Here is a 16857-nt window from a genome sequence, read left to right on the forward strand (position 1 = left end):
TTCGCCGAAGACGGCATTGAGGGCGCGATTGTCCGGACCGGCTGCATGAGCAGGGCGGCGGCGCATCCGAAGGCGGACCGGCTGTCCAAGGCCGAGATGGACAGGCGTGCCGAGGTCTGCCGGAAACTGCTTGTCACGGCCGGGCAACTGGCGATGGAAGGCTATGCCCGGCAGGGCGCCGTCCAGCCGGTGGCGATGAAAGGCCCGCAGGATTTTGTCACTGAAACCGACGGCAAGGTCGAGGAGCACATTCGCGCCACTCTGGCAGAGGCTTTTCCGCAGGACGGGTTTTTGGGCGAGGAAGGCGGTGGCATCGGCTCTGCCCGCATGTGGGTCGTCGACCCCATCGACGGCACCGCCAATTTCATGCGCGGTATTCCGCATTTCTGCATTTCGATAGCTTTCGTCGAGGACGGCCGCAGCGAGATCGGCGGCATTGCCAATCCGGCCATCGGCGAAACGTACTTTGCCCGTCGCGGGCAGGGCGCGACGCGCAATGGCGCGCCGATCCATGTGTCGCCGACGCAAGCGTTCGACCGCGCCTTTGTCGAGTTCGGCTGGTCGCCCAGGATTCCCAATCGCGACTATCTGGACAAGGTGAGCCTTGTCTGGGCACTCGGCGCCAATGTGCGGCGCTCCGGCTCCGGAGCGCTTGGGCTGGCCTATGTGGCCGACGGCCGCTCGGATGCCTATGCCGAGCTGCACATCAATTCGTGGGACTGCCTGGCCGGATTGCTGCTGGTGGAGGAGGCCGGCGGCCGTGTGAACCGGTTCCTCGACGGCGACGGCATGGCGAAGGGCAATCCCGTGCTAGCGGCAGCACCCGGCGTTGCGGCGACATTGTCCCAGGTGATCGGAGTGCCGCTCGACGACGGGTAGATCGTTTCCAGTGAGAAGACAGGGAGGAATATCGATGAAGACATTTGACAGTAAGCAAGGCTTGCGCGCCGCCTGGCTTGGCCTTGGCGCGGCGCTGGCCATGTTCGGATTGGCGAGTGCCGCCCAGGCGGCCGACCGCAGCCTCACAATGTATTGCGCCGTCGACGAGGCCTGGTGCCGGGCGATGGCGACCACCTACCAGAAGGAGACGGGCGTCAGCGTCGACATGACCCGCATGAGCGCCGGCGAAATCTACGCCCGCCTCCGGGCCGAGAAGGACAATCCGCAAGCCGATATCTGGTGGGGCGGCACCGGCGACCCGCATCTGCAGGCGGCGGAAGAGGGCCTCACCCAGGAATACAAGTCGCCGCAACTGGCAAACTTGCGCGACTGGGCGCTGAAGCAGGCCGACAGGTCGAAGAACCGCACGGTCGGCATTTATCTCGGTGCGCTCGGCTACGGCTATAATGAGGAAGATCTGAAGCAGCGCGGGCTGACCGCGCCGGCGTGCTGGGCCGACCTGGTCAAGCCGGAATTCCAGGGCGAGATCGAGATGGCCGACCCGAATTCATCGGGCACGGCCTGGACCATGCTTGCCACGATCGTCCAGCTGATGGGCGAGGACAAGGCATTCGACTATCTCAAGCAGCTCAACAAGAACATCGCCGAATACACCAAGGCAGGGGCCGCGCCGGCACTCGCCGTCGGCAAGGGCGAGACGCTGATCGGCATCTCCTTCCAGCACGACGTCATCAACGCGGCCAAGCAGAACCCGGCGGTGAAGGTGGTGTCGCCTTGCGAAGGCACCGGCTTCGAGATCGGTTCGATGAGCATCGTGACGGGCGCCAAGCATGCCGAAGAGGCGCAGAAATTCTACGACTGGGCGCTGAGCCCGGACGCGCAGAAGCTCGCGGCGCCGAACGGCAGCTTCCAGATCCCGTCGAACACCGCCACGCCGGTGCCGCCCGAGGCGCCGGACCTCTCGAAGATCAAGCTGATCGACTACGACTTCGCCAAATATGGCTCGTCGGCCGAACGCAAGCGGCTGTTGAAGAAGTTCACCGATGAGGTCCGCAATGGCGGCTGAGCGCGTTCTTTTGCGCTCACTCTAGCATCTGATCGCCGGCTGCCCCTCGCGGCAGCCGGCGCACCATCCTTTGGCACAGAAAGACTTTGAATGGCCGCGGCCGGTTCCATGGTCAGTTCCGCTCCTGGACGCAACGCGCTCGCCTGGGTGATGGCCGCGTGGGCGAGCTTCGTGCTCTTGCCTTGGTACAAGGTCGAAGGCGGCTTCCTGTCGTTCGACTGGCTGGCACAGCCGACGGATGCGACGCCGGCCATCATACTGGCGCTCGGTGGCCGGCCCTGGNCTGGGTGATGGCCGCGTGGGCGAGCTTCGTGCTCTTGCCTTGGTACAAGGTCGAAGGCGGCTTCCTGTCGTTCGAGTGGCTTGCACAGCCGGCGGATGCGACGCCGGCCATCATGCTGGCGCCCGGTGGCCGGCCCTGGCTGTTGCCGCTTGTCCTGCCGCTTCTGCTGGCGAGCTGGCTGGTGGCGCGCAACAAACCCAAGAGCCTTGCGATTGCAGGCGCGGCGGGCCTGCTGTGGCTGGCCATCGAAGGCTTTTCCATCATCCATTCGGGCTGGGGATTTGGCTTGCTTACCCAGATCGCCGGCACGCCGGGACCGATGCAGCCGGGGCTCGGCTGGGGTGCGGCGCTCTATGCCGTGGCGATGCTGATGTTCATCGCCGAGGCGCTCGCCGCGCGCGGCTGGTGCAAGGGCGACCGTTTCGTCGTCGGCTCGCTCTCAATCGTGATTGCTTCGCTGATCCTGTTCGTCGCCTATCCGCTGCTGTCGATCCTCACCTCGGCCATCAAGGACAATGACGGCAATGTCGTGCCGGCGCTGTTCTTCGAAAAAATCTTCAGCGCCAACATATGGAGCCTGCGCTGCCTCTATGGCGAGGGCTCCTGCGGCGTGGCGTGGAACACGGTGGCGATCGCAGTCCTCGTCGGCTTTTTCTGCACGGCGCTTGGGCTGGCTCTGGCGCTGATTGCGCTTCGCACCAAGCTGCCGGCCAAATGGCTGCTGCGCGGCCTGTCCATCCTGCCGATCATCACGCCGCCCTTTGTCATCGGCCTGGCGCTGATCCTGCTTTTCGGCCGCGCCGGCATCGTCACCAACCTCATGTCGGTGCATCTCGGCATTCCGCGCAGCCGCTGGATCTATGGCATGGCCGGCATCACCATCGCGCAGGTGCTGGCCTTCACGCCGATCGCCTTCCTGGTTCTGGTCGGCGTGCTGCAAGGGGTCAGCCCAAGCATGGAGGAAGCGTCGCAGACCTTGCGCGCCAGTCGCTGGCGCACGTTTCGCACCGTCACCTGGCCGTTGATCCGGCCGGGGCTGGCCAGCGCCTTCCTGATTTCGTTTATCGAGAGCATGGCCGATTTCGCCAATCCGCTGGTGCTGGGCGGAAACTTCAACGTGCTGTCGACCGACATCTTCTTTGCAGTGGTCGGTGCGGCGCACGACCAGGGCCGCGCGGCGGTGCTGGCGATCGTGCTGTTGATGTTCACGCTGGCAGCCTTCGTCATCCAGCGCCGCTGGATCGGCAGCCGCAGCTACGTCACCGTCGCAGGCAAGGGCGATGGCGGTGTATCGGCGACGCTGCCCAAGGCCTTGCGGATCGGCTGCTACGCCGCCGTCGTTCCGTGGCTGGTTCTGACCATCGTGGTCTACGGCATCATCCTGGGCGGCGGTTTCGTGCAATCGATCGGGCGCGACAACACGCCGACGCTCGAATATTTCCTCACCGCCTTTTCGATCGAGAAAGGCGTCAATGGCTGGTTTTTCAGCGGCTCGGCCTGGCCGTCGCTGCTGATGACCATCGGCCTGGCGCTGGTGGCCATGCCGTTCACCGCGGCGCTCGGCATCCTGACGGCCTATCTGCTCGACCGGCAGCGTTTCGCCGGGCGCACCATGTTCGAATTCCTGGCCATGATGAGTTTCGCCATTCCCGGCACGGTGATCGGCGTCAGCTATATCCTTGCCTTCAACGTGCCGCCGGTGCAATTGACCGGCACCGGGCTGATCATCGTCATCTCCTTCATCTTCCGCAACATGCCGGTGGCGATCCGTGCCGGGCTCGCCAATCTGGGCCAGATCGACAAGAGCCTGGACGAGGCATCGCTGACGCTTGGGGCGCGGTCTTTTGCTACCTTGCGGCGGGTGATCCTGCCGATCCTGAAGCCGGCGATCGTGACCGCGATGATCTACAGTTTCGTGCGCGCGGTGACGGCGGTCAGCGCCGTCATCTTCCTGGCGAGCGGCCGGTTCAACCTCGCCACGGTCTACATTGTCGGGCGCGCAGATGTCGGCGAATACGGCATCGCGATTGTCTATTCGGCGGTGATGATCGTCGTCATGATGGTCATCCTCATCGGCATCCAGCTGCTGGTCGGCGAACGCCGGCTCGGCCGGCGCCGGCCTGGTCCGGAAGCCGTTGTGGCAGCAATCTGATGGGGAGAAGCGGCGTGGATCAGACGGCGAAGACTGCTGCCCCGGTTGCGACGGACAGGCCAGCGGTGCGGTTCGAGGGCGTCACCAAGCAATATGGCGCGGTGACCGCCGTCGACAATGTCAGCTTCGACATCGCGGCGGCCAGCCTGGTGACGCTGCTCGGGCCCTCGGGTTGCGGCAAGACCACGACGCTCAGGCTGATCGCCGGGCTGGAACAGACCAGCACCGGGCGCATCCTGATCGACGACAAGGACGTCACCTTGCTGTCCGCCGCCGAGCGCGATGTCTCCATGGTGTTCCAGTCCTATGCGCTGTTTCCGCATATGAACGTGATGGAGAATGTTAGCTACGGCCTGCGGGCGATGGGGCTTGGCAAGGCGCAGGCAGCCGAGCGCGCCGCCGAAAAGCTGTCGCTTGTCGGCCTGTCCGGCTACGAGAAGCGCCAGCCGAGCGAATTGTCCGGCGGCCAGCAGCAGCGCGTCGCGGTGGCGCGCGCCATCGTACTGGAGCCGAAGGTGCTGCTGTTCGACGAGCCGCTGTCCAATCTCGACGCCAAGCTGCGCCGGCGGGTGCGCGACGAAATCCGCGGCCTGCAGCAAGATCTGGCGCTGACCATGGTCTATGTCACGCATGACCAGGAAGAGGCGCTCGCCGTCTCCGACCGCATCATCGTCATGAACGCCGCTCGCGTCGCCCAGGACGGCACGCCGCGCGACCTCTACAACGAGCCGACCAACCGTTTCATCGCCGACTTCATGGGCGACGCCAATCTGCTCGACGTCGAGGTGCTTTCCAGCAGTGCGACCAGTGCCAGGGTCAAGGTCGGACCCTTGCTGCTCGACATGCCGGCTCGCGGTAACGCTCCGGGGCCGGCGATGCTCGCTGTGCGCCCGAATGCCGTGCGCATCTTGCCCGGCCAGCCAGCGGGCACCATGAAGGGCCAGGTGGTCAAGAGCTCGTATCTCGGCGACCACATGGAATACCGGATCGCGATCAGCGATCCGGCGGTCGAACTGTTCGCGACATCGCCTGATGTCACACCCGCCGTGGCGGAAGGGACGATGGTCGGGATCGATTTCGATCCGGCGAAGATCGTGCTGATCAAAGACGATTGAACGCGCCGGGAAAGCACCTTCGAAAAAATCCAGCCTGAATGTCACACCGGCCGGACCTGCCTCGTCATGATGTCGTATCCAACACAAGGACTGCAATCATGACCGCCAAGATCGACCTCTTCGCCGCCGCCCCTGCGCTGATCAAGCAGTGGCAGCGTGCATCGACCGAACTCTCCGTCGCCGCCGGGCTCGAGCACAGCCTCAACGAGCTGGTGAAGCTTCGGGCGTCGCAGATCAATGGCTGCGCCAACTGCATCAACCTGCATGCCACCGAAGCCCGCGAGAATGGCGAGACCGAGCAGCGCATCTATCTGCTGCCGGCCTGGCGCGAGGCGCCCTGCTACAGCGACCGCGAGCGTGCCGCGCTCGGCTGGACCGATGCGCTGACGCGCCTCTCGGAAGGACAGGACCGCGAAAGCGCCTATGATGATCTTAAGGCGCATTTCACCGAGGAGGAGCAGGTGAAGCTCACCGTTTTGATAAACATCATCAATGGCTGGAACCGCATCGCCGTTGGCTTCGGGCTCTACACCGACGCAGCAACGATACGCGCCAGCGCCAAGGCGGCCTGATGACGGCGACGGCACCCGACGACGCGGCAGCGGGCTTCGGCCCGCTGCGTCCGAAGCTGATGCGGGTCGCCTATCGCATGCTGGGCTCGGTGAGCGACGCCGAGGATGTCGTGCAGGATGCCTTCATCCGCTGGATGGGGACCGACCGCTCGCAGGTTCGCGAGCCAGAAGCGTTCCTGCGCCGCACGGTGACGCGGCTTTGCCTTGACCAGCTCAAATCCACGCGGCGCCAGCGCGAGACCTATATCGGCCCTTGGCTGCCCGAGCCGATCGTCGAAGAGGACGATCTTGAAGATGTCACCTTGCCGCTGATGTTGGCGCTGGAGCGGCTTTCGCCGCTCGAGCGGGCGGCTTTCTCCTGCACGATGTGTTCGGGCTGGAATTCGAGGAGGTCGCGACCGCCATCGAGCGCGATTCAGCCGCCTGCCGCCAGCTTGCCGCTCGCGCACGGGGCCATGTCCGCCAGGCGCGGCCCCGCTTCAAGGTGGAGAAGCAGCGTGGCCTGGAGATCGCCGAAGCTTTTTTCGCGGCATCGCGTAGCGGCGACATGCAGGCGCTCGGCGCGCTGCTGACGGAAGATGTCAGCGCTCATGCCGATGGCGGCGGCAAGCGTTCGGCGGCTTTGGCGCCGGTGCTGGGCTTCGACGCCGTCATGAAACAATACGCGCAAGTCGCGGCCTGGCTGCGCGACAATCGCTCGACGCTGGTGCGCATCGGCTTCGTCAATGGACTGCCGGGGTTCGTCACGCGGGAGGCCGATGGCGAACTGCAGACGACCGCGCTTGACATCGAGGACGGGAAGATCGCGGCCGTCTATGTCATGCGCAATCCCGACAAGCTCAGGCATCTGCGTTAGACCCGATTGAATCGGAGCGAAATACCGGTTCGGCCCGCCTCCAAAAGCCGGCCCTTCCTGTGTGCGACCCGAGGACGATGTCAGGGCTGCCCTTTGCCGCTGCCGCCACCGACCTCTAGGATGCCTTCTCGCCGTCACGTGGCTGGATCAGCCTGCGCGCGGCATCTGCTCCTGCCGCAAGGAAGCGATCCGACAATTCGGTCCCTGCCACCGCGCGGGCCAGTTGAAGCGCGCCGATGAGGGTCGCAAAGACGCCCATGGCAACGCCTTCCGGATCCCTGGCCTGCGGAAGCGCTGCAGACAACTGGCGCACCAGAACCAGCAAGCGTTCGGTATAGACTTGTCGCGTTTCGAGCGGCTGACGCGCGAGTTCCGGGAGCAGCGCGGCGTTGGCGCAGCCCGTTCCCGGGTTGTCCCGGTGCGCAGCTGACAGATACGCCGCTATGCCCATCTCCGGACCACCGGCGGCCAATACCTCCTGCAGTTGCTGCACCTGGCTCTCCAGTGCCGCTACAAGGCTTTCACGCACGAGCTCCGCCTTGGACTGGAAATGCGGATAGAAGGCTCCGTTCGTCAGTCCGGCGTCGCCCATAATGGCTGCCAGTCCGGACGCGGCGATGCCGTCACCGCGAAAACGCTGGGCTGCGACCTCCACGATGCGATCGCGGGAGGCGTCCTTTCGGCCCTTTTCGTAGCGCATGGCTGTTATTCCTTTCTGCTATTGCATTACGGTCGTAATTTGATATTATGATCATAATTCAACCAGCGAACGAAAGCTAGCCCCAGTGGCTTTGGAGCATAAAAAATGAATGCGAACTCTGGAAAGACCGCAGTCGTGACCGGAGCCTCTTCGGGCATCGGCCGCGCCAGTGCCGAGGCCTTGGCGCGGGCGGGGTATACCGTCTTCGGGACAAGCCGCAGCAAGGCCGGCAACGGCCCGGCTAAGGTGTCCATGCTGACCTGCGACGTGACCGACGGGGAGTCCGTCAGCGCCCTCGTTGCAACCGTGCTGGCCCAGACCGGCCGCATCGACCTCTTGGTCAACAATGCCGGTGTCGGCCTGCTTGGCGGCGCCGAGGAATCTTCGGTCGCACAGGTGCAGGTTCTGTTCGACGTCAATCTGTTCGGCGTCATGCGCATGACCAATGCGGTGTTGCCGTCGATGCGGCGCCGCGGCCAAGGGCGCATCGTCAACATCGGCTCGATTCTGGGATTGGTGCCCGCGCCATACTCAGCGCACTACTCGGCGGTCAAGCACGCGCTGGAGGGCTATTCGGAATCGCTCGATCATGAGGTTCGCGCCTTCAACATTCGCGTCTCGGTCATCGAGCCGGCATTCGTGCGCACCGTCTTCGACCAGAACGGCATCGAGCCGGATTCCCTATTAAAGGACTACGATCAGGCGCGCGCCGGTCTAAAGGCGCTGCTTGCCGATGTGATGCCCAAGGCCGATCGCCCGGAAGTGGTGGCGGATGTGGTCGTCAAGGCAGCGACCGATGCCCGTCCGCGACGGCGCTACACCGCCGGCAAGGCAGCGCGCCAGGTCAGCCTGCTGCGCCGCTTCGCCCCCGCGGAGATGTTCGACAAGACCTTGCGCAAGCAGTTCCGCCTGCCGGTCTGAACGACGGTGGGACGAAGAATTTCACGCACAAACGGCACGCCAACAGACACTTCCAGAAAGTCACTGCCATGAAGGCATTCGTTGTCGATAAATATAGCAAGAAAGGCATTTTGCGGCTGGCCGAGATGCCGGAGCCGGAGCTGCTGGACAATGACGTCCTGGTCGAGGTCCATGCCGCCGGGGTGAACCTGCTGGATTCCAAAATCAGGACCGGCGAATTCAAACTCGTCCTTCCCTATCGCCGGCCCTTCATCCTCGGTCACGACGTTGCCGGGAGGGTTGTCAGGGTGGGCTCGAAAGTCCGCAAATTCAAACCCGGCGACGCCGTCTATGCGCGGCCGCCCGACGGCCGGATCGGGACATTCGTCGAATTCATCGCAATCGATGAAGCCGACGTGGCGCTGAAGCCGGCGAACCTCAGCATGGAAGAGGCGGCCTCGATCCCGCTGGTCGGTCTGACCGCCTGGCAGGCTCTCATCGAGAGGGCGGGTCTGAAGACAGGCCAGAAGATCTTCATCCAGGCTGGCTCCGGCGGCGTGGGGACATTCGCCATCCAGTTGGCAAAGCACCTCGGCGCGATCGTTGCGACAACAGCGGGCGCGGCAAGCAACGATCTGGTCAGGGATCTCGGCGCCGATGTCGTCGTCGACTACAGGAAGGACGACTTCGAGAAAATCCTGTCGGGCTACGACGTCGTCCTGAACAGCCAGGACGCCAAGACGCTTGAGAAATCCCTGACTGTGCTGAAACCGGGTGGGAAGCTCATCTCGATTTCCGGTCCTCCGGATCCCGAATTTGCCAGGAAACAGGGACTGAACGTGGTGCTAAGGCTGCTGCTGCGGCTGCTGAGCCGTGGTATCAGGACCAAAGCCAAGCGCCGGGGGGTGGGATTTTCGTTCCTGTTCATGTCGGCGCAAGGTGAGCAACTGAGCAAAATCACGTCCCTCATCGAAGATGGGGCGATTCGCCCGGTCGTCGACAGGGTCTTTCCTTTTGAAGCGACCAATGAGGCGCTGGCTTACGTCGAAACAGGACGCGCCAAGGGCAAGGTCGTCGTCAAGGTCAGATAGAGCGCGCAGTTGCTTTGGGGCATTTGAGAGACACCAAAGCAAGGCAGCGCAAGGCCGACAAATTCCGAAAACGGTTCGGCATCCGATCGCCCAAACCTCAGTTGTTGCGGATTGCAACGAAGCTTGCCGCTGCCTTCAGCAAGACTGCCTGTTCACCGTAAGGCTCAAGCAATTCATGGGCCTGCTTGACCAGCCCATGGAGCTGGCTGCGCGCCCAGTTCGCGCCATGCAGCGCGACCAGCGTCGCCTTGCCGGCGGCTGCGTCCTTGCCGGTCGCCTTGCCCATCTGGCTGGCATCGGCGGTCAGGTCGAGCAGGTCGTCGGCAAGCTGGAAGGCAAGCCCGACCGCCGAGCCGAATTCGGCCAGCCGGTCGCGGTCCTGCGGTGCAGCGCCGGCAATGATCGCGCCGGCTTCGCAGGCGTAGCGGATCAGCGCGCCGGTTTTCATCGCCTGCAGCCGGACGATGCCGGCCTCGTCCGGCCTGTTGCGCTCGGCTTCGAGATCGAGCGTCTGCCCGCCGACCATGCCCCCCGTGCCGGCGGCGCGCGCCAGCGCCAGCACCAGCGCCGCCCTGCGCTCCGCCGGCAGCGCCGTCGCCTCATCGGCGAGGACATCGAAGGCAAGCGTCAGAAGCGCATCGCCGGCAAGTATGGCGGTGGCTTCATCGAAGGCCTTGTGCACGGTCGGCTGGCCGCGGCGCAGATCGTCGTCGTCCATGGCAGGCAGATCGTCATGGATCAGCGAATAGCAATGCACGCATTCGAGCGCCGCCGCCACGCGCATCGCCGCCTCGCCATCGGCGCCAAAAAGGGCGGCACTTTCCATGAGCAGGAAGGGGCGCAGCCGCTTGCCGCCGTTCAGCACGCCATGGCGCATGGCCGCCATCAGACGCTCCGGCCGGGCGATCTCGCCGGCAAGCGTGCGGCCGTCGAGCAGCAGCCTGAGCCCGGCCTCGATCGCCGCCGCCCGCCCCAGAAGTGCGGCCTCAAAGGCCAATTGCTCGTCTTTCGTCATGGCCGGGAGCGGTAGCCGACACTCAGACGTTGCGCAAGAAGCCTCGCGCCATTATGCCGGAGGCGGGAGAGTGGCGCGGGTGGGGGCGGCTTGACGGAACCGATCGTCGATCATGAAACCGAAGGGTTTGAGATGGCGCGACCGAGGCGCGTGAACCGCGCCGGTCTGAAGCGCCTCGCCCGGCGTTGCCTGGTCGTCGCCGCCGTGCTGGCGGCGATACCCGTTGGGCTGACCTTCCTCTATCTGCCGTCCTTCGTGCATCCGATATCGACCTTGATGGTCAAAGACCTCGCGACATTTTCCGGCTACGACCGGCGCTGGGTGTCGATCGACGATGTGTCGCCGGTGCTGGCCAATTCGGTGATCATGTCGGAGGACGGTCAGTTCTGCTTCCATCGCGGCATCGATCTCGGCGAATTGCGCGGCGTCGTCGACGATGCGCTGGCCGGCGAGGCGACGCGCGGCGCCTCGACCATCACCATGCAGACGGTGAAGAACCTTTTCCTGTGGTCGCGGCCGCTGGGCTCGGTGCGCAAGGTGGTCGAACTGCCGCTGGCCGTCTATTTCGACGCGGTGATGTCGAAACGGCGGATCATGGAGATCTACCTCAACATCGCCGAATGGGGGCCGGGCGTTTACGGCATCGAGGCGGCGGCCCAGCATCATTTCGGCGTTTCGGCCAAGCAGCTGTCGCGGCGGCAGGCGGCATTGCTCGCCGTCTCGCTGCCCAATCCGATCGCCCGCAATCCGGCCAAGCCCGGTCCGGGTCTGCGGCGGCTGGCGTCGCTGATCGAACGCCGCGCCGGCCGTTCGGGCGCGTATGTCGGTTGTCTTGATTAGGTCGAACCGCTGCCGGCTCAAAAAAAATCGCCACGGTGCTGGCCAAAACGGCGCAGGGCGTGTATAGGCACCCGACTTTCTCAGATTATGGCCCTGACGCGGCCCTTTCACGAGGGCTATCGGGGCATTTTGACCATGTAGTGGAGCATATCCATGGCCGTTCCGAAACGAAAAACCTCTCCGTCCAAGCGCGGCATGCGCCGCTCGGCCGACGCTCTCAAGGCCCCGACCTATGTCGAGGACAAGAATTCCGGCGAAATGCGCCGCCCGCACCATATCGACCTGAAGACCGGCATGTATCGCGGTCGCCAGGTGCTGACGCCCAAGGAAAGCTGAGACCAGCTTTCGAAGGGTTTGAATGCCAAAAGAACCGGCCATTGGCCGGTTTTTTTGCGTTTGGTGCGCGTCGCGCCGCCAACTATGCCAAAGACCGGGCGTCCGTGGCGATACAAGCTGCGGCGGCGGTGCTGTATTGAGTGATGCCTTGTCGCGGCGCTTCCGCGCGATGATCGGCCGGCTTCAGAGGGACCGCATGACCAAGCTCACCACAGCACCGCGCGATATCTTCCAGACCTTCATGAACTTCCCGCTGGTCGAGGACCTCGATGCGCTGAAGGCGGATGTCGCCATCATCGGCATGCCTTACGGCAGTCCCTACACGATCGACGAGTTGGTCAACGACCAGACCAACGCGCCGACGGCGGTGCGGCGCGCCTCGCAGCGCATCAGCCTCGGGCTCGACCGCTATGATTTCGACATTGGCGGAACCCTGTTCGACGGGCAGGACGTCAAGGTGGTCGATGTCGGCGATGTCCCCGGCGATGCCGCCGGCGGCCACTACAGGTTGGCCGAAGCGGCGATCCGAAAGATCCGCGTCGCCGGCGCCTTGCCGATCACCATTGGCGGCGATCACGGCATTCCGATCCCGATCCTGCGGGCGCTTGACGGCGAAGGGCCGATCACCCTGGTTCAGATCGATGCCCATCTCGACTGGCGCGACAATGTCAACGGGGTCAGGGAAGGCTATTCCAGCCCCATCCGCCGCGCTTCGGAGATGGCGCATATAGCCGGGATTTTCCAGCTCGGCATCCGCGGCCAGGGCAGCGCCCGGCTCGAGGAGGTCGAGGCGGCCCGCGCCTACGGCTCCAACATCGTCACCGCCAATGAATGGCAGGATATCGGTACGGCGGCGCTGCTCAAGCGCATCCCGGACCGTGGCCGCTATTACCTGACCATCGATGCCGACGGTCTCGATCCCGCTGTCATGCCGGCGGTCGAAGGGCCGGCGCCTGGCGGCATCAGCTACCGGCAGACGATCGAACTGATCAAGGGGCTGTTCGCCAAGGGACGTGTCGTTGGCATCGACATCGTCGAGATCGCGCCGGCGCGCGACGTCAACGAGATCACCTCGATGACCGCCGGCCTTTTCATCCTCAACGCTATCGGCGCCGCCGTGCGGACAGGCCAGTTCAAGCGCTGAATCCCGGCGTGTCGGTGGTCAGACGGGCAATTGCGGCTGACAGGGTTGTTTCGCGCGGTCTTTTTCCGTGTTTGCGGGCGCTAGCGAAAAATCTTGACGGCGTGCCTGCGGGGCATTCTACAGAAGGTGCCCCCATGTTTACGCAATTCTTGTAGGAAGCCGCTTTCCTGGATTGCTAGAGGAGACGCCTGATGTTCGGTGCCATCCCGCTGCTGATCGTGCCCTTTGTGGCCTACAATCTCGGACTCCTCGGAATATTCGGCAGCGGCGACGATCCTTGGGCGACCGAGATCTTCTCGTTCAGCATGATGTCGGGCGGGGTGTTCTCGATGACGCTCGGCGACCTGATGGTGGTGGTCGGGCTGATCTTCCTGTTCCTGGAAATGGTGAAGTCGGTGCGCACCACCAACGCTTCGATCATGGACCATCTGTTGTCGACATTGGTCTTCGTGGCGTTCCTGGTCGAATTCCTGCTGGTGAAGGGCGCGGCGCACTCCGTCTTCTTCACGCTGATGGTGATCGCCCTGTTCGATGTGCTGGCCGGGTTTTCGGTGTCGATGCGGTCGGCGAGTAGAGACATAAATTTGAACTAGCCGCCTTCGTTGGATGGTCGCATCCGTTCGCGATTGGCGTGGCTGCTCTTTCTGGTCGTCATCCCGGGGTCTGCGCCGCGTAGCTTCGCTCCTGCTTCGCCCTGGGATGACGAAGCTCCCCCTCAGCCCGGATCGGCAGTGAAGCCGGCGGCTTCGATGCCGGCGATGGCGGCGGCTTCGTCATTGTCCGACGTATCTCCCGAAATTCCGACGGCGCCGATGACGGCGCCTGCCTTGTCGCGGATCAGCACGCCGCCGACGACCGGCAATACGCGTCCACCCGAGACGTCGGAAATGCCGGCGACGAGATGCGGCCGCTCCTTGGCGAAAGCCTCGACACGGCGCGAGCCCATGCCGATGGCCAGCGCCCCATAGGCCTTGCCGGCCGACATTTGCGGGCGCAGGAACGAGGCGCCGTCCTGACGCTGGAAGGCGACGAGATGCGCGCCGGCATCCAGCACGGAAACGCCGAGCGGTTTGAGCTTCATCTCGGCGCCCTTGGCGAAGGCGGCGTCGATGATGTGCTTGGCTTTTTCGAGGGTCAGTGCGGTCATGGCTGTCTCCTGATCAAAACGCGTCAATCATCGACCTGACATGCGGGATGCGAAATCCCGGTTGCGGTTGAAATTGCTTCGCGCGGGAAAGCGGAAATGGCGAGCATTGCTGATCGTGGCACATGGCGGATACGATCCGCCGGCATCCAGATCGGGCGTCGATGAAGAAGGCCGCGCTATTTTTTCTTGGCTCGGGGCGCTTTCTTGACCGGAACGGCAGGGGCGTTGGCGAGGTCTTCCGCTTCCTTGGCAAGGCGCAATGCCCGGAGCTTGTTGGTCTTGGCCTGGCGGGCGTCGGCCTCGGCGACATACTCCGCCATCGCCTTTTGCCGCACCGTGGCGGCCTCTTCCTGCTTCTTGAAACGCATATCTGCCCGGGCGCGGGCAGTATCCTTAGAGTTCTCGACCAAGAGCGTTATCCATCCCATAAATTATGTTTTTCAGCCCCTTGATAGCAGAGCCGGCCTGATAATGGGGAAATAAGTTGGTCAAGCGGCCGGGGCCTGGATGCCGCTCGACGCCTTGCGGGCGACCACCGCCTCATATCCGGCCTGCAATGTAGCGCGGACGGAAGGCTGCGCGGGTGTGGCGACAGGCATGCCCAGATGGTCGTGGCGCAACTCGTCCATGAACTGCTCCCACATTGGCGGCCCGCCTTTCTCCAGCAGTTCGGCGCGGATCGAAAGCTCCTCGCTCACCGGCAGCCAGACGCGGCCCCAAGCGCCGAGATGCGCCATGATCGGCACCAGCGTGATAGCCATCTCGGTCAGGCTGTAGATCGCCTTCTGCTTGTGCGAGGGGTCGTCGGCCTTGGTCAGCATGCCGAGTTCCATCAGCCGCTTCAGCCGGTCGGCCAGGATGTTGGAAGCGATGCCCTCGATCGAGCCGTTGAGCAGTTCGCGAAAGTGGCGTTTGCCGCCAAAAATCATGTCGCGCAGGATGATCAGGCTCCAGCGATCGCCGAACACTTCCAGCGACAGATTGATAGGGCATCCCGAGCGGTGTTCGGTTTTCATCCGACTCTCCTCAAAAAACCGGTTGCATTATCGTATCAGTTTTATTATCGTGCAACCGATTGCAAAATGCAACCAGTTTGATTGGCCTTTGATTGGCCGATAGGAGGAGAGTCCCATGACAAGGGCCGCAGCACCCGAAATCGTCTCCCAGACGTTTGGCGATCCCGGAGATCCAGCCATTCTGCTGATCATGGGCGCCATGGCCTCGATGCTCTGGTGGCCGGAGGCGCTCTGCAAAAAGCTCGCCGGCGAAGGCCACTTCGTGATCCGCTACGACAATCGTGACACCGGCCTGTCGACCAAATATACGCCGGGCGAGCCGCCGTATACGTTCGACGACATGGCGGACGATGCGGTGCGCGTCCTCGACAGTTGCGGCATCGGCAAGGCGCATGTGATCGGGATGTCGATGGGCGGCATGATCGCGCAACGACTGGTGTTGAAACATCCCTTGCGTGTCATCTCGCTGACCGTAATCAGCAGTTCGCCGGTGGGGATCGACACATCGCAGCTGCCGGGAACGACCGAAGCCTATATGGAGCACTCGGCCGATGGCGCCAGAGTCGACTGGTCGAACCGCGACCAGGTGGTCGGCTTCGTCGTCAAGGATGCGCGTGCGATCGCCAGCACCGCGCATCCCTTCGACGAGAAGGCGATGCGGGCGTTCGTCGAACGGGACTACGACCGATCCGGCGGCTTCCTGAGCGCGACTAACCATTTCATGCTGAAGAGCTGCGAGGATCTGAAAGGACGCCTGCGCGAGATCAAGGTTCCGCTGCTCGTCATTCACGGGACATCGGATCCGATCTTTCCGGTCGAGCATGGCGCAGCCCTTGCCGACGCTGTTGCCGGCGGGCGGCTTGTCCGCGTCGAAGGCGGTGGCCACGAACTGCATCCCGACGACTGGGGCACGATCGTTGCCGCCATCGTCACGCATACCAAACCCTGAAGGCAGTCTGGAACCTTGACACATTCGCCTCACGGAAATAGTTAAGTAATTGCTTCAGTGTCGGCGCAGGCTGGCACCGCTCCAGCATCGGCGAACCACAAACAGACGAGCAAAAAATGTCCCTGACCTTCCATTTCCATCCGCAGGCATCGTTCTGCTGGAAACCGCTGATTGCGTTCTACGAGAACGACACGCCCTTCACGCCGGTTATCGTCGACCTCGGCGACGAGCAGTCGCGGGCAGCATTCCTGAAGGTGTCGCCGACCGGCAAGATGCCGGCGCTGCGTGACGATGCACGCAATCGCACGGTGCTGGAATCGACCATCGTCATCGAATATCTGGCCGCGCATTATCCCGGGCCGGTCGAGCTCATCCCGGCCGAGGCCGACCTTGCTCTCCAGGTCCGCCAGGCCGACCGTTTCTACGATTTCTACGTGCAGGCTCCGATGCAGAAGATCGTCGGCGACAGGTTGCGCCCGCAGGACAAGACCGATCCGTTCGGGGTCGAGGAAGCGCGCGCGCAACTGCGCAACGCCTATGCGATCATCGAGGAGGAGATGCGTTCGAAAATCTGGGCGGCCGGCCCCACCTTCACCATGGCCGACTGCGCGGCCTCGCCGGCGCTGTTCTACGCCAACAAGGTCGAGCCGTTCGGCGACAGCTATCCGGCCGTGAAACACTACCACGACCGCCTGCTCAAGCGGCCGTCCTTCGCCCGGGTGGTCGAGGAGGCGCAGCCCTACTTCAAGTTCTTTCCCTACAATAACGGCTGATC

Annotated in this window: 18 protein-coding genes and 1 pseudogene; 14 read left to right on the plus strand and 5 right to left on the minus strand. The window is 63.7% G+C overall.

The genetic code is table 11. The annotated features are described in order from the left end of the window. The first annotated feature begins 45 nt into the window (after positions 1-45). The 6 genes and pseudogenes from X733_RS154915 to X733_RS01000000166100 all read left to right on the plus strand — a co-directional run bounded on the left by X733_RS154915 (position 46) and on the right by X733_RS01000000166100 (position 6944). Entirely contained in the window at positions 46-879 is an 834-nt protein-coding gene (locus X733_RS154915; RefSeq protein ID WP_050588648.1) for an inositol monophosphatase, read from the plus strand. A 34-nt stretch (positions 880-913) separates the two neighbouring features. After that, complete coding sequence (locus X733_RS154910) at positions 914-1966, plus strand: ABC transporter substrate-binding protein (protein ID WP_023673092.1); 1053 nt, start codon at positions 914-916, stop codon at positions 1964-1966. 290 nt (positions 1967-2256) lie between these two features. Continuing rightward, positions 2257-4401, plus strand: coding sequence for an iron ABC transporter permease (locus tag X733_RS154905; protein WP_023818411.1), 2145 nt, complete (start codon positions 2257-2259; stop codon positions 4399-4401). 14 nt (positions 4402-4415) lie between these two features. Next, complete coding sequence (locus X733_RS154900; RefSeq protein ID WP_245274406.1) at positions 4416-5516, plus strand: ABC transporter ATP-binding protein; 1101 nt, start codon at positions 4416-4418, stop codon at positions 5514-5516. A 98-nt stretch (positions 5517-5614) separates the two neighbouring features. After that, a complete protein-coding gene (locus X733_RS154895; RefSeq protein ID WP_023673089.1) occupies positions 5615-6088 on the plus strand; it encodes a carboxymuconolactone decarboxylase family protein in 474 nt (157 codons plus the stop codon). Then, a pseudogene (locus tag X733_RS01000000166100) lies at positions 6088-6944 on the plus strand (sigma-70 family RNA polymerase sigma factor). The gene X733_RS154895 and the pseudogene X733_RS01000000166100 overlap by 1 nt, the downstream one beginning before the upstream one ends. Before the next feature lie 115 nt (positions 6945-7059). On the opposite strand, the gene X733_RS154890 reads toward X733_RS01000000166100, so the two are convergent. Then, positions 7060-7644 (minus strand): TetR/AcrR family transcriptional regulator, encoded by a 585-nt coding sequence (locus tag X733_RS154890; protein WP_023818413.1) that lies wholly within the window; start codon positions 7642-7644, stop codon positions 7060-7062. Between the two features lie 105 nt (positions 7645-7749). Here X733_RS154890 and X733_RS154885 point away from each other — a divergent pair, with 105 nt between their 5' ends. Both X733_RS154885 and X733_RS154880 read left to right on the plus strand, forming a co-directional pair. Further along, entirely contained in the window at positions 7750-8565 is an 816-nt protein-coding gene (locus tag X733_RS154885; protein WP_023742781.1) for an oxidoreductase, read from the plus strand. 68 nt (positions 8566-8633) lie between these two features. After that, complete coding sequence (locus tag X733_RS154880; protein ID WP_023818414.1) at positions 8634-9635, plus strand: NADP-dependent oxidoreductase; 1002 nt, start codon at positions 8634-8636, stop codon at positions 9633-9635. A gap of 97 nt (positions 9636-9732) precedes the next feature. Here the strand turns inward: X733_RS154880 and X733_RS154875 are convergent, their stop codons facing one another. After that, positions 9733-10650: a polyprenyl synthetase family protein gene (locus X733_RS154875; RefSeq protein ID WP_023818415.1), complete on the minus strand. Its 918-nt coding sequence runs from the start codon at positions 10648-10650 to the stop codon at positions 9733-9735. A gap of 132 nt (positions 10651-10782) precedes the next feature. Here X733_RS154875 and X733_RS154870 point away from each other — a divergent pair, with 132 nt between their 5' ends. The 4 genes from X733_RS154870 to X733_RS154855 all read left to right on the plus strand — a co-directional run bounded on the left by X733_RS154870 (position 10783) and on the right by X733_RS154855 (position 13563). Then, positions 10783-11490 carry a transglycosylase domain-containing protein gene (locus X733_RS154870; RefSeq protein ID WP_050588540.1) on the plus strand — a complete coding sequence of 236 codons (708 nt, stop codon included), beginning with the start codon at positions 10783-10785 and terminating at the stop codon, positions 11488-11490. A gap of 153 nt (positions 11491-11643) precedes the next feature. Beyond that, positions 11644-11826 carry a 50S ribosomal protein L32 gene (rpmF, locus tag X733_RS154865; RefSeq protein ID WP_008834724.1) on the plus strand — a complete coding sequence of 61 codons (183 nt, stop codon included), beginning with the start codon at positions 11644-11646 and terminating at the stop codon, positions 11824-11826. A 196-nt stretch (positions 11827-12022) separates the two neighbouring features. Further along, complete coding sequence (locus tag X733_RS154860) at positions 12023-12970, plus strand: agmatinase (RefSeq protein ID WP_023733045.1); 948 nt, start codon at positions 12023-12025, stop codon at positions 12968-12970. Between the two features lie 191 nt (positions 12971-13161). Further along, positions 13162-13563, plus strand: coding sequence for a hypothetical protein (locus X733_RS154855; RefSeq protein WP_023752896.1), 402 nt, complete (start codon positions 13162-13164; stop codon positions 13561-13563). Between the two features lie 122 nt (positions 13564-13685). Here the strand turns inward: X733_RS154855 and X733_RS154850 are convergent, their stop codons facing one another. The 3 genes from X733_RS154850 to X733_RS154840 form a co-directional block, all read right to left on the minus strand. Next, positions 13686-14117 (minus strand): heme-binding protein, encoded by a 432-nt coding sequence (locus tag X733_RS154850; protein WP_023733046.1) that lies wholly within the window; start codon positions 14115-14117, stop codon positions 13686-13688. Between the two features lie 176 nt (positions 14118-14293). Then, positions 14294-14527: a hypothetical protein gene (locus X733_RS154845; protein ID WP_023684002.1), complete on the minus strand. Its 234-nt coding sequence runs from the start codon at positions 14525-14527 to the stop codon at positions 14294-14296. Between the two features lie 78 nt (positions 14528-14605). Next, positions 14606-15133, minus strand: a complete 528-nt coding sequence (locus tag X733_RS154840) for a helix-turn-helix domain-containing protein (RefSeq protein WP_023818416.1) — start codon at positions 15131-15133, stop codon at positions 14606-14608. Between the two features lie 115 nt (positions 15134-15248). On the opposite strand from X733_RS154840, the gene X733_RS154835 reads away from it, so the two are divergent. Beyond that, a complete protein-coding gene (locus tag X733_RS154835; RefSeq protein WP_023727309.1) occupies positions 15249-16082 on the plus strand; it encodes an alpha/beta hydrolase in 834 nt (277 codons plus the stop codon). Positions 16083-16198: 116 nt separating this feature from the next. After that, positions 16199-16855, plus strand: a complete 657-nt coding sequence (locus X733_RS154830) for a glutathione S-transferase family protein (RefSeq protein WP_023818417.1) — start codon at positions 16199-16201, stop codon at positions 16853-16855. Positions 16856-16857 lie beyond the last annotated feature (2 nt).

This window comes from Mesorhizobium sp. L2C066B000, assembly GCF_000502335.1.
GTDB lineage: Bacteria > Pseudomonadota > Alphaproteobacteria > Rhizobiales > Rhizobiaceae > Mesorhizobium.

Coding starts and splice junctions, on each gene's coding strand:
- X733_RS154860 (WP_023733045.1), top strand. CDS start 12,023: ATGACCAAGCTCACCACAGCACCGCGCGATATCTTCCAGACCTTCATG.
- X733_RS154875 (WP_023818415.1), bottom strand. CDS start 10,650: ATGACGAAAGACGAGCAATTGGCCTTTGAGGCCGCACTTCTGGGGCGG.
- X733_RS154850 (WP_023733046.1), bottom strand. CDS start 14,117: ATGACCGCACTGACCCTCGAAAAAGCCAAGCACATCATCGACGCCGCC.
- X733_RS154880 (WP_023818414.1), top strand. CDS start 8,634: ATGAAGGCATTCGTTGTCGATAAATATAGCAAGAAAGGCATTTTGCGG.
- X733_RS154885 (WP_023742781.1), top strand. CDS start 7,750: ATGAATGCGAACTCTGGAAAGACCGCAGTCGTGACCGGAGCCTCTTCG.
- X733_RS154835 (WP_023727309.1), top strand. CDS start 15,249: ATGACAAGGGCCGCAGCACCCGAAATCGTCTCCCAGACGTTTGGCGAT.
- X733_RS154890 (WP_023818413.1), bottom strand. CDS start 7,644: ATGCGCTACGAAAAGGGCCGAAAGGACGCCTCCCGCGATCGCATCGTG.
- X733_RS154910 (WP_023673092.1), top strand. CDS start 914: ATGAAGACATTTGACAGTAAGCAAGGCTTGCGCGCCGCCTGGCTTGGC.
- X733_RS154840 (WP_023818416.1), bottom strand. CDS start 15,133: ATGAAAACCGAACACCGCTCGGGATGCCCTATCAATCTGTCGCTGGAA.
- X733_RS154915 (WP_050588648.1), top strand. CDS start 46: ATGAGCAGGGCGGCGGCGCATCCGAAGGCGGACCGGCTGTCCAAGGCC.
- X733_RS154830 (WP_023818417.1), top strand. CDS start 16,199: ATGTCCCTGACCTTCCATTTCCATCCGCAGGCATCGTTCTGCTGGAAA.
- X733_RS154905 (WP_023818411.1), top strand. CDS start 2,257: ATGGCCGCGTGGGCGAGCTTCGTGCTCTTGCCTTGGTACAAGGTCGAA.
- X733_RS154855 (WP_023752896.1), top strand. CDS start 13,162: ATGTTCGGTGCCATCCCGCTGCTGATCGTGCCCTTTGTGGCCTACAAT.
- X733_RS154870 (WP_050588540.1), top strand. CDS start 10,783: ATGGCGCGACCGAGGCGCGTGAACCGCGCCGGTCTGAAGCGCCTCGCC.
- X733_RS154895 (WP_023673089.1), top strand. CDS start 5,615: ATGACCGCCAAGATCGACCTCTTCGCCGCCGCCCCTGCGCTGATCAAG.
- rpmF (WP_008834724.1), top strand. CDS start 11,644: ATGGCCGTTCCGAAACGAAAAACCTCTCCGTCCAAGCGCGGCATGCGC.